Source organism: Actinosynnema sp. NPDC004786 (genome assembly GCF_053601135.1).
This window is the reverse complement of the sequence record NZ_JBSGBG010000012.1, coordinates 33,765-49,353: the sequence shown is the minus strand read 5'-3', so window position 1 is coordinate 49,353 and position 15,589 is coordinate 33,765. Positions and strand designations below refer to the sequence as shown.

At 71.4% G+C, this 15,589-nt stretch carries 17 protein-coding genes; 4 read left to right on the top strand and 13 right to left on the bottom strand.

The genetic code is table 11. The features are described 5' to 3' along the window. Nucleotides 1–130 precede the first annotated feature (130 nt). Both ACWEFJ_RS12975 and ACWEFJ_RS12970 read left to right on the top strand, forming a co-directional pair. Nucleotides 131–502: a DUF3224 domain-containing protein gene (locus ACWEFJ_RS12975; RefSeq protein WP_378093177.1), complete on the top strand. Its 372-nt coding sequence runs from the start codon at nt 131–133 to the stop codon at nt 500–502. Beyond that, the gene (locus ACWEFJ_RS12970; RefSeq protein ID WP_449713861.1) at nt 495–1,541 is read left to right on the top strand and encodes a DNA glycosylase AlkZ-like family protein; all 1,047 of its coding nucleotides are present in this window, start codon (nt 495–497) and stop codon (nt 1,539–1,541) included. Before ACWEFJ_RS12975 ends, ACWEFJ_RS12970 begins: the two co-directional genes overlap by 8 nt. On the opposite strand, the gene ACWEFJ_RS12965 is transcribed toward ACWEFJ_RS12970, so the two are convergent. The 3 genes from ACWEFJ_RS12965 to dapE are packed head-to-tail and all read right to left on the bottom strand — an operon-like array spanning nt 1,534 to nt 3,921. Further along, a complete protein-coding gene (locus ACWEFJ_RS12965; RefSeq protein ID WP_449713860.1) occupies nt 1,534–2,070 on the bottom strand; it encodes an LOG family protein in 537 nt (178 codons plus the stop codon). The two genes, ACWEFJ_RS12970 and ACWEFJ_RS12965, sit on opposite strands and share 8 nt — an antisense overlap. Continuing rightward, nucleotides 2,067–2,831 (bottom strand): LOG family protein, encoded by a 765-nt coding sequence (locus ACWEFJ_RS12960; RefSeq protein WP_378094570.1) that lies wholly within the window; start codon nt 2,829–2,831, stop codon nt 2,067–2,069. The genes ACWEFJ_RS12965 and ACWEFJ_RS12960 overlap by 4 nt, the downstream gene beginning before the upstream one ends. Before the next feature lie 28 nt (nt 2,832–2,859). Then, a complete protein-coding gene (dapE, locus tag ACWEFJ_RS12955; RefSeq protein WP_449713859.1) occupies nt 2,860–3,921 on the bottom strand; it encodes a succinyl-diaminopimelate desuccinylase in 1,062 nt (353 codons plus the stop codon). A gap of 25 nt (nt 3,922–3,946) precedes the next feature. Between dapE and dapD the strand changes: the two genes are divergently transcribed. Beyond that, nucleotides 3,947–4,918 (top strand): 2,3,4,5-tetrahydropyridine-2,6-dicarboxylate N-succinyltransferase, encoded by a 972-nt coding sequence (gene dapD, locus ACWEFJ_RS12950; protein WP_449713858.1) that lies wholly within the window; start codon nt 3,947–3,949, stop codon nt 4,916–4,918. Between the two features lie 153 nt (nt 4,919–5,071). Here dapD and dapC read toward each other — a convergent pair whose 3' ends face one another. Together dapC and fdxA are read right to left on the bottom strand one after the other, a co-directional pair. Beyond that, on the bottom strand, nt 5,072–6,172 hold the full coding sequence (dapC, locus tag ACWEFJ_RS12945; RefSeq protein WP_449713857.1) for a succinyldiaminopimelate transaminase: 1,101 nt from the start codon (nt 6,170–6,172) through the stop codon (nt 5,072–5,074). Beyond that, nucleotides 6,169–6,495, bottom strand: a complete 327-nt coding sequence (fdxA, locus tag ACWEFJ_RS12940) for a ferredoxin (RefSeq protein WP_378094579.1) — start codon at nt 6,493–6,495, stop codon at nt 6,169–6,171. The genes dapC and fdxA overlap by 4 nt, the downstream gene beginning before the upstream one ends. Nucleotides 6,496–6,641: 146 nt before the next feature. Here fdxA and ACWEFJ_RS12935 point away from each other — a divergent pair, with 146 nt between their 5' ends. Next, complete coding sequence (locus ACWEFJ_RS12935; protein ID WP_378094581.1) at nt 6,642–7,379, top strand: GNAT family N-acetyltransferase; 738 nt, start codon at nt 6,642–6,644, stop codon at nt 7,377–7,379. Here the strand turns inward: ACWEFJ_RS12935 and ACWEFJ_RS12930 are convergent. The 8 genes from ACWEFJ_RS12930 to ACWEFJ_RS12895 all read right to left on the bottom strand — a co-directional run bounded on the left by ACWEFJ_RS12930 (nt 7,355) and on the right by ACWEFJ_RS12895 (nt 15,524). Continuing rightward, entirely contained in the window at nt 7,355–8,083 is a 729-nt protein-coding gene (locus ACWEFJ_RS12930) for a hypothetical protein (protein WP_449713856.1), read from the bottom strand. The two genes, ACWEFJ_RS12935 and ACWEFJ_RS12930, sit on opposite strands and share 25 nt — an antisense overlap. Continuing rightward, nucleotides 8,064–8,456, bottom strand: coding sequence for a hypothetical protein (locus ACWEFJ_RS12925; RefSeq protein WP_449713855.1), 393 nt, complete (start codon nt 8,454–8,456; stop codon nt 8,064–8,066). The genes ACWEFJ_RS12930 and ACWEFJ_RS12925 overlap by 20 nt, the downstream gene beginning before the upstream one ends. After that, nucleotides 8,453–9,292, bottom strand: coding sequence for an N-acetyl-1-D-myo-inositol-2-amino-2-deoxy-alpha-D-glucopyranoside deacetylase (gene mshB / locus ACWEFJ_RS12920; RefSeq protein WP_378094587.1), 840 nt, complete (start codon nt 9,290–9,292; stop codon nt 8,453–8,455). Before mshB ends, ACWEFJ_RS12925 begins: the two co-directional genes overlap by 4 nt. Before the next feature lie 72 nt (nt 9,293–9,364). Then, nucleotides 9,365–10,432 (bottom strand): ABC transporter ATP-binding protein, encoded by a 1,068-nt coding sequence (locus ACWEFJ_RS12915; protein WP_378094589.1) that lies wholly within the window; start codon nt 10,430–10,432, stop codon nt 9,365–9,367. After that, nucleotides 10,429–11,595, bottom strand: a complete 1,167-nt coding sequence (locus ACWEFJ_RS12910; protein WP_378094607.1) for an ABC transporter ATP-binding protein — start codon at nt 11,593–11,595, stop codon at nt 10,429–10,431. The genes ACWEFJ_RS12915 and ACWEFJ_RS12910 overlap by 4 nt, the downstream gene beginning before the upstream one ends. Before the next feature lie 38 nt (nt 11,596–11,633). Beyond that, a complete protein-coding gene (locus ACWEFJ_RS12905; protein ID WP_378094591.1) occupies nt 11,634–12,590 on the bottom strand; it encodes an ABC transporter permease in 957 nt (318 codons plus the stop codon). After that, nucleotides 12,583–13,581: an ABC transporter permease gene (locus tag ACWEFJ_RS12900; RefSeq protein ID WP_378094593.1), complete on the bottom strand. Its 999-nt coding sequence runs from the start codon at nt 13,579–13,581 to the stop codon at nt 12,583–12,585. The genes ACWEFJ_RS12905 and ACWEFJ_RS12900 overlap by 8 nt, the downstream gene beginning before the upstream one ends. 155 nt (nt 13,582–13,736) lie before the next feature. After that, entirely contained in the window at nt 13,737–15,524 is a 1,788-nt protein-coding gene (locus ACWEFJ_RS12895) for an ABC transporter family substrate-binding protein (RefSeq protein WP_378094595.1), read from the bottom strand. Between the last annotated feature and the right edge of the window lie 65 nt (nt 15,525–15,589).

Below are 15,589 nucleotides of genomic sequence, written 5' to 3'. Positions count from 1 at the left end.
AGTGACCTCATCACGCACCGCGCCAGGGTGCCGCGCGCCCGTGGTGTCCGCAGGCCGAAACGCGATGACCCACGTGTCGAACGACCGACCCTGACAGCGGTTGACAGGATTTCCTGACAGGATCCCCGCCATGGAATCCAAGTCGACGTTCAAGATCACCCGATGGGACCAGACCGTCTACGACGAGGCGGAGCCGCAGCTGGGCCGGGCGTTCGTGGACAAGACCTACAGCGGGGTCATGGAGGGCACCAGCACCGCCGAGCTGACCATGTGCCAGCCGTCGGACGGCTCGGCGGGCTACGTGGGCACGGAGCGGTTCGTCGGCACGGTCGACGGCCGCGCCGGGACGTTCGTGCTCCAGCACGGCGCGATCATGTCGCCCGCCGGCGAGCAGTTCTGGGGCCACATCGTGCCCGGCTCGGGCACCGGCGAGCTGGCCGGCATCTCCGGCACCGCCCGGCTGGAGCACGAGCTGATCACCCTGGACGCCGACCTTGGCTGACCGGGAACGGGTGATCGCCTACCGGGTCGCCGCCCACCAGTTCGACCGGACCACCGCCGACGCCGCCGACCTGCGCGTGTTCGACCTCGGCGTGCAGGACTCGGAGCGGTCGGCGGCGCCGGCGCTCGCCGCCCGCCTGGACCGCGTGCCCGACCTGGCCGCCGCGTTCACCCTCACCTGGAGCGTGCGGGGCGCGCCGCACTGGCACCGCGCGGACGAGGCGCCCGCGCTCGCGGCCCGGCTGTGGCCGTTGAGCGACGGCGACGCGGTCGCCCGGATGGACCGGCCGCCGGTCGAGGACGGGCGGGCGGCCCTGCGCGAGGTCGCGTCGGCGCTGCGGGAGGTCGTGACCGAGCCGATGACGAAGGGCGAGGCGTCGTCCCGGCTCACCGCGCGGGTGCGGCCGGAGCTGACCGCGTGGTGCCGCGGCTGCGACGCCACGCACGTGCTCGACCCGGTGTTCCGGCAGGCCGTGCTGCCCGCCGGGCTGCGGTTCGACCCGGCGCAGCGGACGGTCACGTTCGTGCCGCTGGAGCACCGGCGCGCGGTCCCGGACGCCACCGAGGGGTTCGACCGGCTGGTCACCGCCTACCTGCGGCTGCACGGGCCCGCCGGGCCGGCCGAGGTGGCGCACTACTTCGGCGCGCCGGTCCGCGACGTGAAGGACGCGTGGCCGGACGACCTGGTCGCCGTGTCGAAGCGGGCGTGGCTGCCGGCCGACCGGGTCGAGGCGTTCGAGAACCCGCCGGAGCCCGAGGTGGTGCGCCTGCTGCCGCCGCTGGACCCGTACCTCAACGCCCGCGACCGCGACCTGCTCGTGCCGGACAAGGCGCACCAGAAGCAGGTGTGGCGCACCCTCGGCCGGCGCGGCGCGCTGCTCGTGGACGGCGACATCCTCGGCACGTGGCAGGCCAGGGCGACCGGCGGCCGGCTGGACGTCAAGGTCTCGCCGTTCGTGCCCCTGGACGTCGACATGTTCGCCGAGGAGGCCGACCGGCTGGCCGCCGCCCGCGGGCTGGAGGAGGCGCGGGTCAGCTAGCGCACGCGTCGAGCGCCGCGTCCACGTCCTGCGTGACCACGAGGGAGTCGAGCGCGAACCGGGACACGAACCCGCGTTCGCGCAACTCCTCCAGCCACGACAGCAGGCCGCGGTAGTGGCCGTCCACGTCCAGCAGCACCACCGGCTTCGCGTGCATGGCCAGCACCCGCGACGTCCACACCTCGAACAGCTCCTCGCAGGTGCCGATGCCGCCGGGCAGCGCCAGGAACGCGTCGCCGTGCGCCTCCATCAACGCCTTGCGGTCCCGCATGGTCTCGACCACCAGCAGGTCGTCGGCGTCGGTGTCGGCCACCTCGCGGTCCACCAGGCCGCGCGGGATCACGCCGGTGGTGCGGGCGCCGCCCTCGCGGGCCGCCCGCGCCACCGCGCCCATCATCGACGTGCGGCCGCCGCCCCACGTCAGCGACCAGCCGCGGGCCGCGATGCCCGCGCCGACCGCGGTCGCCAGCTCCAGGTAGCCGTCCGGGACCGTCCGCAACGACCCGCAGTACACCGTGACGGCGGTCAATGCGCGTCCGCCCAGGCCTTGTGCGCGTCGTTCACCACGCGCACCGCGTCGTCGATGTCGTCGGTCAGGTACAGCAGGTCCAGGTCCTTCTCGCCCACCTTGCCGCTCGCCAGCACCGAGTCGCGCACCCAGTCGTACAGGCCCTGCCAGTACTTCGTGCCGAACAGCACCACCGGGAACTTCGTGACCTTCTTCGTCTGCACCAGGGTCAGCGCCTCGAACAGCTCGTCCAGCGTGCCGAACCCGCCCGGCAGGCAGATGAACGCCTGCGAGTACTTGATGAACATGGTCTTGCGCACGAAGAAGTAGCGGAAGTTCACGCCCAGGTCGACCCACGGGTTCAGGCCCTGCTCGAACGGCAGCTCGATGCCCAGCCCCACGGAGTACCCGCCCGCCTCCGAGCAGCCCCGGTTCACCGCCTCCATCGCGCCCGGACCGCCGCCGGTGATCACCGCGAACCCGGCCTCGGCCAGCGCGCCGCCCAGCTTGCGGCCGATCTCGTACTCGGGGTGGTCGCGGCCGGTGCGGGCCGAGCCGAACACGGTCACCGCGCTCGGCAGCTCGGCCAGCGCGCCGAACCCCTCGACGAACTCCGCCTGGATCCGCAGCACCCGCCACGGGTCGGTGTGCACCCAGTCGCTCGGGCCGCGCGAGTCCAGCAGGCGCTGGTCGGTGGTGGTCAGCTCGTCCCGCCGCTCCCGGCGCAGCACGACCGGTCCGCGCTGCTTCTCCCTGGGGTGCTCGTCCACGCCATCCTTCATTGACCGGAGTCTAGCCGCGCGGCCCGGCTCACCCGAGGAACCGGCGCAGGACGTCCGCGCACCGCACGATCTGGTCCACCGGCACGTTCTCCTGCCGGGTGTGCGCGAGCGTCGGGTCGCCGGGCCCGAAGTTCACCGCGGGCATGCCCAGCGCGGCGAAGCGGGCCACGTCCGTCCAGCCGAGCTTGGCCACCGGGTCGCCGCCGGCGGCCGCGACCAGCTCCCGGGTGGTCGGCGCGGTCAGGCCGGGCAGCGCGCCCGGCGAGCTGTCGGTCACCGTCACGTCGTAGCCCTCGAACACCTCGCGCAGGTGCAGCTCGGCCTGCTCCGGGGAGCGGTCGGGGGCGAAGCGGTGGTTCACCGTGAGCACCGCCTCGTCCGGCACGACGTTGCCCGCCACGCCGCCGCTGACCCGCACCGCCTGCAGGCCCTCCCGGTAGCGGCAGCCGTCGATGTCCACCTGCCGCGCCTCGTACGCCTCCAGCCGGCGCAGGGCCTCGCCGAGGGCGTGGATCGCGTTCACGCCCATCCAGCCACGCGCGGTGTGGGCGCGGGCTCCCTTCGTGCGGACCTCGACGCGCATCGTGCCCTGGCAGCCCGCCTCGACGACGCCGTTGGACGGCTCGCACACGATCGCCAGGTCGCCGCGCAGCCACTCCGGCAGGTCCCGCTCGACCCGGCCCAGGCCGTTGCGGACGGCCTCGACCTCCTCGCAGTCGTAGAACACGAACGTGAGGTCGTGGCGGGGCTCGGCGACGGTCGCGGCGAGGTGCAGCATCACCGCGTCGCCGCCCTTCATGTCCACCGTGCCGCAGCCGTGCAGCACGCCGTCCTCCAGGCGGGACGGCAGGTTGTCGTTGACCGGCACGGTGTCGAGGTGGCCCGCGAGCACCACCCGGGACGGGCGGCCGAGGTTCGTGCGCGCCAGCACCGCGTTGCCGGACCGGGTGACTTCCAGGGGGGTCTGCTCGCGCAGCGACCGCTCGACGAGGTCGGCGAGGCGGGCCTCGTCGCCGGAGACGCTGGGGATGTCCACCAGCGCGGCGGTCAACGTGACGGGATCGGCGGCGAGGTGCAAGGTGTCGGCCACCCGGCGCACGTTACCGTTGACAGCCGTGAGCACCGCAAACCCCACCGGCGCGTACGGCGTCGGACTCGCCACCGTCACCCCCACCGGCGCCGTGCTGGACACGTGGTTCCCGTCGCCGTCGCTCGGGACCGCGGAGCCCGGCGTGGCCCTGCTGTCGGCCGCGGAGGTCTCGGCCGAGCTGGGTGAGGCCGCCGCGAAGCAGCTCGGCGCGGACGCCGAGCGGGACGTCGAGGTCGTCGGCGTCCGGGTCGGCATCGGGTCCCTGGCCGACGCGCCCACCTCCACCTACGACGTGTGGCTCCGGCTGCACCTGCTGTCCACGCGGCTCGTGCGGCCGCACGGCGCGAACCTCGACGGCGTGTTCGGGCTGCTCAACAACGTGGTGTGGACGAACTTCGGGCCGTGCGCGGTGGAGGGGTTCGAGCAGACCCGGCTGCGGCTGCGCGCCCGCGGGCCGGTCACCGTGTACGGGGTGGACAAGTTCCCCAGGATGGTCGACTACGTCGTGCCGAGCGGGGTGCGGATCGCGGACGCGGACCGCGTGCGGCTGGGCGCGCACCTGGCGTCCGGGACGACCGTGATGCACGAGGGGTTCGTGAACTTCAACGCGGGCACGCTCGGCGCGTCCATGGTCGAGGGCCGGATCTCGGCCGGCGTGGTCGTGGGCGACGGTTCGGACGTCGGCGGCGGCGCGTCGATCATGGGCACCCTGTCCGGCGGCGGCAAGCAGGTCATCTCGGTCGGCGAGCGGTGCCTGATCGGCGCGAACGGCGGCCTGGGCATCTCGTTGGGCGACGACTGCGTGGTGGAGGCGGGCCTCTACATCACCGCGGGCACCAAGGTGACCGGCGCGGACGGGGCCGTGGTCAAGGCGGGTCAGCTGTCCGGCATGTCCAACCTGCTGTTCCTGCGCGACTCGACCACCGGCGTGGTCAAGGTCCTGCCCCGCAAGGGCACGGGCGTCGAACTGAACGCCGCCCTCCACTCCAACACCTGACCAACCCCCGCGCGTGTCCTACGTTCGGAACGCGCGTGTCCTACGTTCACGTACCCCGAGTTGAACGTTCGGAACGCTGCTGGTTGTTCTGAACGTTCAACTCGGGTGTTCCGAACGTAGGACACGCGTGACGCGAACGTAGGACACGCGGGGTTAGGTGGTCAGGCGGGTGGTGGCGGTGGTGATGGCGTGGTCGGAGGCGGTCAGGGCGATGCGGACGTGCCGGTCGCCCGTCGGGCCGTAGAACGTGCCCGGCGCGACCAGGATGCCCCGGTCCGCCAGCCACGCGACGGTGTCCCAGGCGTCCTCGCCGTCCCGGCTCGACCACAGGTACAGCCCGGCCTCCGAGTGGTCCACGGTGAACCCCGCCGCGGTCAACGCGGGCAGCAGCACGTCCCGCCGCGCCCGGTACCGCTCACGCTGCTCCGCCACGTGCGCGTCGTCCTCCAACGCCGCCGTCATGGCCGCCTGCACGGGCCGGGGCACGATCATCCCCGCGTGCTTGCGCACCTCCAGCAGCGACGCCACCAGCGCCGGGTCGCCCGTCACGAACCCCGCCCGGTACCCGGCCAGGCTGGACGACTTCGACAGCGAGTGCACCGCGAGCACGCCGTCCAGCGAACCCCCGGTCACCGACGGCGCGAGCACGGACACCGGCGACGCCATCCACGCCAGCGCCAGGTAGCACTCGTCGGACGCCACGACGGCCCCCACCGCCCGCGCGTCCGCCACGGCCTGCGCCATCCGCTCCGCGTCCAGCACCCGGCCGGTCGGGTTGGACGGCGAGTTCAGCCACACCAGCGCCGTCCCGGGCGGCGGCGGCTCGCCGTCGGCCAGCCGCACCACCGACGCCCCGGCCAGCCGCGCGCCGACCTCGTACGTCGGGTACGACAGCGCCGGGATGGCCACCACGTCACCCGGCCCGAGGCCCAGCAACGTCGGCAGCCACGCCACCAGCTCCTTGGACCCGATGGTCGGCAGCACCGCCACCGGGTCGAGCCCGGTCACGCCGTGCCGCCGCGCCAACGCCCCCACCGCGGCCTCCCGCAACGCGGGCGTGCCGTGCGTGGTCGGGTAGCCGGGCTCGTCGGAGACCGACGCGAGCGCCTCGCGGATCACCGGGGGCACGGGGTCCACCGGCGTGCCGATGGACAGGTCGACCACGCCACCGGGGTGCGCGCGCGCCGTGGCGGCGTGGTCGGCCAGCGAGTCCCAGGGGAAGTCCGGGAGCCGCCGCGAGGCGCCGGAGATCACTCGTGCGACGCCTGCGGCGGGAGGGCCTTGATGAAAGGCGGGTCCGCGCTGACCTTGCCGACCTTGGACGCGCCGCCGGGGGAGCCCAGCTCGGCGAAGAAGTCCGCGTTCGCCTTGGTGTACTCCTTCCACTCGTCCGGCACGTCGTCCTCGTAGTAGATGGCCTCGACGGGGCACACCGGCTCGCAAGCACCACAGTCGACGCACTCATCCGGGTGGATGTAGAGCATCCGGTCGCCTTCGTAGATGCAGTCGACGGGGCACTCTTCGATGCACGCCTTGTCGAGCACGTCCACGCACGGCTGGGCGATCACATAGGTCACTGCGCTCTCCTGCTCTTGTTCTGGTCCACACCGCGCAAGCCGGAGAGTACGCGGCGAAGTCGATTGTCCAACGCGCAGGCTTGCCTTATCAGCACCGTGCTCCAGCTCACAGACCGCCGTCCGGCCGCGCGGGGCACGATGCCGTGGTGCACGACGTCACCGAGTTGGAGCAGCGGTGTGCCGACGCGTGGCCGGCCCTGGTCGACCGGCCGCTCGGCCAGTGGCGGCTGCGGGCCGCCGGCGGGTTCACCGGACGCGCGAACAGCGCCCTGACCACGGGCGATCCCGGCGTGCCGGTGCCGGACGCGCTCCGCGAGGTGATCTCTTTCGCGACCGCGCACGGCATCCGGCCGACCGCGCACGTGGTGGTCGGCGCGCCCGCCGAGGCCGGGGTGCGCGCGGCCGGCTGGCGGGTCGACCTCGACCACCCGGGCGGCGCGGAGTCGCTGGTGATGACCGGCCGGCTTGATCGGTTCGCCACCCCGAAGCCCGCCGACGTGGTGGTGGCCGGCTCGCCGCCTCCCGGATGGTGGGAGCTGGCCGCCCAGCCGGACCCGACGCCCGCGCAGCGGCACGTGCTGACGTCCGGCGAGCGGGTCGGGTTCGGCGCGGTCGTGCGCGACGGCCGGGTGCTCGCCGCGGTGCGCGGCGCGGTCGTGGGCGACCTGCTGCACGTGGCGCGGCTCGCGGTGCGGCCCGAGGCGCGGCGGCGGGGACTGGCCCGGCGGCTGATGGCGGGCCTGGCCGCGTGGGGCCTGGACCGCGGCGCGACGACGTGCGCGCTCCAGGTCGCCGAGCACAACGAGGCCGCGATCGCGCTCTACGGGTCGCTGGGCTTCGGCGAGCACCACCGCTACCGCTACTGGGTGTCGAACCACTCGTAGGCGGCCGCGCGGACCCGTTTCAACGCCGAGCGCTCGCCGAAGTAGTCGCCCACCACGCCGACGACGGGCAGCATGCCGAGGGCCTGGTGGCGGAGCCGGCCCTGCGGCCGCTTGTCCAGCTCGTCCTCCAGCTTCCAGAGGACCTTGGCGAGCTTCCAGATCGTGCCGCCGATCGCGCGGAACGTGGACCGCCCCCGCAGGTCCTCGGTCAGCTCGGCGGTGCGCTCGTCCTCGTCGCGCCGGTCCACCGGCAGCCCGTCGACCTCGCGTTGGAACAGCACGTGCGCGAGCAGCCGCACCCGGTCCTCGGTGGAGGTGAACCCGTGCTCGCCCGCGATCGCCGACAGCAGCAGGCCCTGCCCGGCCGCGCCGAGCGCCGACTGGACCGGCAGCCGGTCGGCCAGCACGCCGCCGAGGCCGGGCAGCGCCGCGACCAGCGACACCACCCGGCCGACCCGGTTGAGCCAGAACTCGTCCCGCCCGGTCACGTCCAGCCGCGCCCACGCGGCCGTGCCGGGCGCCTTCACCGACGCCAGCTGGTCCCACAGCCGGTCGACGAGCGTGCGGTCGGCGTCCCGCTCCACCTCGCGGTCGCGCAGGCCGAGCAGGTTCGCGTCGCGCAACGCGTCCAGCAGCGGACCGGTCGCCCGCACGAACGGGCGCAGCGCCCGCACCACGTCCCGGTCAGTGATCGCCTCGGCCACCGGCGGTCCTCCCCATGTGCGCGCCCACCGTGACGGCGCCCGGCAGCGCGCCCCCGGCGAACAGCGCCAGGGTGCGCCAGTCGTTGAGGAGTACCACGTCGCCGCCCGGTCCGAACAAGCCGAACAGCAGCAGCGTGCCGATCCACACCAGCAGCGGGGACACCACGCCCAGGGTGCGGCGCGCGTGCCAGGACGCGGCCACCACGAGCAGCGGCGTGGTCACGATCGCGAGCACCACCGTGATCGGGAACGGCAGGTCGTCCACCCGCGGCAGCAGCGTGCCGTCCAGCCGCAGCGGCAGGAAGAACAGCTCCAGCACGGCGAGCGCGAACGCCGCGACCGCGATCCCGACGAGCGCCAGGCGATCGCTCAATCCAGCCCCCCGAACAGGTCCGTCTCCGCGCCCGCCGCGGGCCCCCTGGCCAGCACGTAGTGCTCGGCCTGCACGACGGGCTGCGCGATGCCGTTGGACAGCGCGTAGGCGGCCCGGCCGGAGCCGTCCTGCCACACGCTGATCTGCGTCGAGTGCGCCCGCAGCGCCCGCAGCTTCGCCACCAGGTGCTCGGAGATGTCGATCGTGGTGGTGATGGCGGCGTCGTCGGTGACGGGCAGCTCGCCCTCCTCGGGCAGCCGCCACGGCAGGTCGGGGATCTCCGCCAGCGCCGCCGCGCCCGCCTCCACCGCCGACCGGGACGTGACCGCGTGGAACACCCGGTCCACGTCCGTCGCGGCCGCCGTGGTGATCTCGTGCGCCCGGATGTGGTCCGGGTGGCCGTAGCCGCCGAACGCGTCGTAGGTGACCACGACCTGCGGTTTCACCGACGCGATGATCTCGGACAGGGCGGCGACCTGGTCGTCGAACGACCCGTTGACGAACGCCCGCGGGTGCCCGTTGGCCGCCACGCCCGCCATGCCGGAGTCCCGCCAGCGGCCGATGCCGCCCAGGAACCGGTGGTCGGTCACGCCCAGCGCGGCGCACGCCGACCTGAGTTCCGCGACCCGGTACCCGCCGAGCTGGTCGGCCGCGTCGGCGGTCAGCTCCTGGAGCGCGGGCGGGATGATCTCCCCCTCCTCGCCGAGGGTGCAGGTGACCACGGTGACGTGCACGCCCGCCGCCGAGTAGCGGGCGATCGTGCCGCCCGTCCACAGGCTTTCGTCGTCGGGATGTGCGTGTACCAGCAGCAACCGTGGTGGAGCAGTGAGCGTCACCGGATGAGAGTAATCGGCCGCCGCCGCGGTTCGTGCCACGAGGGTCACGTCACGCGGCGGCGGCCGGGCGGCTCAGCCGACGAGCGCGGGCACCACTTCGGCGAAGTGGCACGCCGAGAGCGTGCCGCTGCCGTCGCCGCGCCGTTCCAGCTTCGGCTCCTCGACGGCGCAGATGTCCTGCGCCTTCCAGCAGCGGGTGCGGAAGCGGCAGCCCGACGGCGGGTTCACCGGCGACGGCACGTCGCCGGTGAGCACGATCCGCTGGCGGCGGCGCTCCACCTTCGGGTTCGGCACCGGCACCGCGGACAGCAGCGCCTGCGTGTACGGGTGCATCGGCCGGGCGTAGATGTCCTCCCGGTCGCCGATCTCGATGATCTTGCCGAGGTACATCACCGCGACCCGGTCGGAGATGTGCCGCACCACCGACAGGTCGTGCGCCACGAACAGGTACGCGAGGCCCAGGCGCTCCTGCAGCTCCTCCAGCAGGTTCACCACGCCCGCCTGCACCGACACGTCCAGCGCGGACACCGGCTCGTCCAGCACCACGAGCTTCGGGTTGAGCGCGAGCGCGCGGGCGATGCCGATGCGCTGGCGCTGGCCGCCGGAGAACTCGTGCGCGTACCGGTTGCGGTGCTCCGGGTTGAGGCCCACCAGCTCCATCAGCTCGTTGACCCGCGCCTGCACGTCCCGGTTGCCGCCCTCCGGCACGCCGTGGATCTTGAACGGCTCGGAGATCAGCTCGTTGATTTGCCAGCGCGGGTTCAGCGACGCGTACGGGTCCTGAAACACGATCTGCATGTCCCGGCGCACGCCGCGCAGGTCCTTGCCGCGCAGCCGGGTCAGCTCGCGGCCCTCGAACTTCACCGAGCCGGACGTCGGCTTGTGCAGCTGGAGGATGGCGCGCCCGGTGGTGGACTTGCCGCAGCCCGACTCGCCGACCAGGCCGAGCGTCTCGCCCGGGTACAGGTCGAAGCTCACGCCGGACACCGCCTGGACCTGTCCCACCGTGCGCGGGATGATGCCGCCGCCGCGCACCGGGAACGACTTGACCAGGTCCTTGACCTCCAGCAGCGGGGTCTCGCCCGGACGGCCGCCCGAGGCGAGGCCGCCGGCCTGGGGGTTGATGTCGGTGGAGGTCATGAGGTCGGGTTCTCCTCTTCGTGCAGCCGCGCTTCGACCACGTCGAGGTCCTCGCTCACCGGGACGTCCGGGTTGGCCATGGTCAGCGCCGCGGGGTTCTCGACCACGCCGATCTCGTCGTGGGCGAACAACCGCTGCGGGTTCTCGATGGTGGCCAGGTGCGCGGAGCGGTGGCACCGCGCGAAGTGGCCGGGCCGGTCGGTCTCGAGCAGCAGCGGCTCGGTCCGGCGGCACTCGTCGATCGCCAGCGGGCAGCGCGGCGAGAACGAGCAGCCCTGCGGCAGGTTCATCAGCGACGGCGGCGCGCCCTTGATCGGGGTGAGCCGCTTGCCGAGCATGTTCGGGTTCGGGATCGAACCCAGCAGGCCGACGGTGTACGGCATCCGCTGGGCCTCGAAGACCTCGTCCACGGTGCCCTGCTCGACGACCGTGCCGCCGTACATGACCTGCACGCGGTCCACCATGCCCGCCACCACGCCCAGGTCGTGCGTGATGACCATGATGCCCGCGCTCGTCTCGTCCCGGATGCGCAGCAGCGTGTCCAGGATCTGCGCCTGCACGGTCACGTCCAGCGCCGTGGTCGGCTCGTCCGCGATGATCACGTCCGGGTCGTTGATGATCGCCATGGCGATCATCGCGCGCTGCCGCATGCCGCCGGAGAACTCGTGCGGGTACTGGGCGGCGCGGCGGTCCGGCTGCGGGATGCCCACCAGCTCCAGCGCCTCGACGGCCTTGGCCCACGCGGCCTTCTTCGACACGTCGTGGTGCGCCTGGTGCGCCTCGGCGAGCTGCCAGCCCACCGTGTACACCGGGTTCAGCGACGTCATCGGGTCCTGGAAGATCATCGAGATGCCGTTGCCGCGCACCGGCTGCATCTGCTTGTAGTTCAGGCCCACCAGCTCGCGGTCCTTGAACCTGATCGACCCGCCGACCTTCGCGGTCTTGGGCAGCAGGCCCATGATCGCCATCGACGACACCGACTTGCCCGAACCCGACTCGCCGACGATGCCCAGCACCTCGCCGGGGCCGAGGGTGAACGACACGTCGCGCACGGCGTGCACGGTGCCGTCGTCGGTCGGGAAGTCGACCGACAGGTTCTCGACCCGCAGCAGCTTCTCGCCGCCGGCGGTGTTGTCGAAGATCGACTCGGTCACGGCCGTCATCTGATTGCCACCTCCGGCGGCGGTCACGTCCACCTCGCTCATGCCTTCACCCTCTTCTGCCGCGGGTCGAAGGCGTCCCGGAGACCGTCGCCGATGAAGTTCACCGCGAGCGAGATCAGCACGATGAACACGAACGGGGTGAGGAACAGCCACGGGTGCAGCGTCAGCTCGTTCTTGTTGAGGCTGATCATCAGGCCCAGCGACGTGTCCGGGCTCTGCACGCCCAGGCCGATGAACGACAGCGCGGCCTCCAGCAGCACCGCCTGCGCGATCGCCAGCGTGGCGTTCACGATGATCACGTCCACGGTGTTGGGCAGGATGTGCCGGAACACGATCCGGAACGTGGACGCGCCCAGCGCGCGGGCGGCCTCCACGAACTCCTTCTCGCGCAGCGACAGCACCATGCCGCGGATCACCCGGGCGATCGACAGCCAGCCGATCAGGCCCAGGTACAGCGCCACGATCAGCCAGTTGCTGCCGCCGCTGCCGCCCGCCACGGACACCACGAAGCTGTTGCGGACCAGCACGGCCGCGATGATCAGGCTGGGGATCACCAGCAGCAGGTCGATGAAGCGGCTGATCAGGGTGTCGACCCAGCCCTTCATGTACCCCGCGACCGCGCCCAGCACCACGCCGATGACGGTGGACAGCACGGCCACCACGATCGCGATCTGCAGCGAGAACTGGGTGCCGCGGATGATCAGGGCGACCATGTCGCCGCCCAGCCGGTCGGTGCCGAACGGGTGGTCGGCGCTCGGCGGCAGGTACCGCTTGAAGCCCAGGTCCGTGTACGGGTACTTCCAGAACAACCCGCCGAAGAAGGCGAACAGCACCAGGATCACGAACAGGACCAGGCCGAACAGCGCGGCCTTGTGGCGGGCGAACCGCCGCAGGATGACCTGCCACTGCTTGCGCGCCGTGGTCGTGTCGAACGTGCTCGCCTCGCCCTGCTGGGGCGCGGGAGCCTGCGCCACGGGGGAACCGATCTCAGTCAAGGCGAATCCTCGGGTCCAGGAAGGCGTACAGGATGTCCGCGATCAGGTTGAACACGATGATGAACACGGCCGTCAGCATCATGAAGCCGAGGACCTGGTACGGCTCTTTCCGCTCGATCGCCTCGACGATGAACTTGCCCATGCCGGACCAGCTGAAGACCGTTTCGGTGATCACCGCGCCGCCGAAGCCGGCGCCGATGTTCAACGACGAGACCGTGATGATCGGGATGAGGGCGTTGCGGAACGCGTGGCGGAAGATCGACCGCCGCTCCGAAATGCCCTTCGCCTGCGCCGTGCGCACGTAGTCGGCGTTGAGCGTCTCCAACATCGACGCGCGCTGGAAACGGCTGTAGAGCGCGAACTGGATGACCACCAGCGAAATGGTCGGCAGGATGTACGCGCCGCTGTACTGGAACACCTGCTCGCCGAAGCTGCCGCCGAACCCGTCGCCCGGCGGGCCCGCGGTGATGATCCACCGGTCGGCGCCGATGGACTCCAGCCAGTTGTTCAACTCGATGCCGCCCGCCTTGAGCACGAGCGCCACGCAGAACAAGGGCATCGAGAACATCGCGAACGATATGCCGGTCGCGGTGTAGTCGAATATCGAATACTGTCTCACCGCGCCGACGACGCCCACGGCGATGCCGAGCAGCAGCGCGATCAGCTCCGCGCCGATGATCAGGCGCAGGGTCACGCCGAACGCCCTGGTCAGGTCTTCCTTCACGGGCTTGCCCGCGTTGCCGGGGACGACGGACTCGCCCCAGTCGCCGGTCACGAAGTTGCCCGCCCAGCTGACGTAGCGCTCCATGAACGGCTTGTCGTAGCCCGTCCGCTCGTAAGCGGCGGCGATCTCCGCCGGTGTCCGGGGCTTCGCGAGCTTCCACTCACCCAGGGGATCGCCCATGGCGTTGACGAGTCCGAAGCATAGGAATGAAGCGACGATCAACAGCGGAATCGAGATCAACAACCGCCGGATTATGTAACGGAACATGACGAGTCTCTAGTCTCCCTAGGCACCCCCGCGTGCAAGCGTGGGAGCCTACCGGACGCGGACACCGTCCGGGGGGCCGGTGCTTGTGGCACCGGCCCCCCGGCGGTTGGGTCGTGCTTCACATCACTGGACTCTCGGCGAGCCCGGCGTCGTAATTACTTCTTCTGCCAGGCGTACAGGTTCCAGGTCACGCCACCGCCGACACCGATGTAGGAGATCGGGCCGATGTCCGCGCTCGACGCGGCGAAGTCGGTCAGCTGGAACAGCGGGATGCTGTGCAGGTCGTCCCGCATGATCTTGTCCGCTTCGTTCATCATCGTGATGCGCTTCTGGTAGTCCAGCTCGCCGTTCGCGGCTGCCCACTTCTCCGTCAGGGCGGCGGAGTCGTAGTTGTTGTAGTTGCCGGAACCGCCCTTGGACTTCTGCGCGTAGTTGCCGTACGCGCCGGCCTTCAGCGGCTGGCCGACCCACGCGAACAGCGCGGCGTCGAACTCGCTGGCCGGGAGGCGCTTGTCGTTGAAGTCCGCGGCCTGGTCGGCCACGATCTCGATGCCGGCCTGCTTGCACTTGTCCTGCAGGATCCGGACCGTGTCCGAACGACGCTGGACGATCTTGTGGCCCAGCTTGAAGGAGGCGCGGAACTCGCCCTTGGTGTAGATGCCGTCGGCGCCCTGCTTCCAGCCGCCGTCCTCGAGGGTCTTCTTGGCCGCCGCGACGTCACCCTTGCCGATGTCGCCGTAGTGGTCCTCGTAGCCGACCTCGTTCGGCTGGAACGTCAGGCTGCCGAGCGGCTTGGCGTTCGGGTCGACGTCCGCGATCAGCTTCTCGACCAGGGCCTCGCGGTCGAAGCACTGGGCGATCGCCAGGCGCAGGTCCTTGTTCTCCTTGAACAGCGGGACCGCCATGTTGAAGTCGACGTGCTCGTAGGTCTGGCCACCGGCCGCGTAGACGTCGAACGCGCTGTCACCGCGGAGCTGCTGGGCGACCGCCGGGTCGGCCTGCGGCGCGATGACGCTGACTTCCTTGTTCTGCAGCTGCTGGGCCGCGGACTGGGCGTCGGTGTTCGTCTTGAGGATCACCTTGGCCGGGCCGCCGGGGTTGCCCCACCACTTCGGGTTGCGCTCGAGGACCGTCTGGTCCTTGAGGTCCGTGGAGACGATCTGGTACGGGCCGCCGGACAGGGCGACCGCCGGGTCGAAGCCCAGCCAGCCCTTCGTGTAGAAGTCGGCGACCTTCTGGACCGTCTCGTCGTTCTGGGCGGGCGTCACCTTGGTGATGTCCGCGACGCCGGTCTTCTGCTCCAGGATGTGCGCCGGCAGCAGGCTGTCGCTACCGGGCTGCGAGAACAGGCCGCGGTAGTCCGCGAACGGCTTGTCCTTGAAGAACGTGGTGGTGATCGTCTTGTCGTTGTCCGAGCACTCGAGCTTCTCGATGTTCTCGTAGCCCGTGGGGGACGAGTCGAAGATCGAGGCTTCCTCGCCGCCTTCGCCCTTGACGGTGGCCTTGCTCGTCGCGGCCAGCCACTTCAGGTAGAAGTCGTCGCAGTCGATGGGCTCGCCGTCCGACCAGACCGCGGCCTTCTGGACCTTCCACTCGATCGTCTGCGGGTCGCTCGACGTGACCTTGACCGACTCCATCAGGTCGCCGTCGACCTTGATGATGACCTTGCCGTCGACCAGCTCGGTGATGTAAGGCGAGGGCTGCACGTTGGACAGCGCGATGGTGCTGGAGAAGTTGTTCGTCGCGCCGATGTTGTTGTTGTAGTTGTGGAAGCCCTCCTCCACGGCGACCGCGACCTCGCCGATGTCGTCCACCTTGGGACGCTTGAACAGCTCGTCCTGGCCGCCGATGGCGCCGGGGTCCAGGTCCTGCGGCCCGCTCTGGTCGCCGCTGCCCGAACCGCCGCCACCGCACGCGCTCAGCACGAGCGTGGCTCCGGTCAACAGCGCAAGCGCCGAGACAGCCTTTGATCTCCTCATCGACACGTGCCCTCCTAGCACTGGGTTGG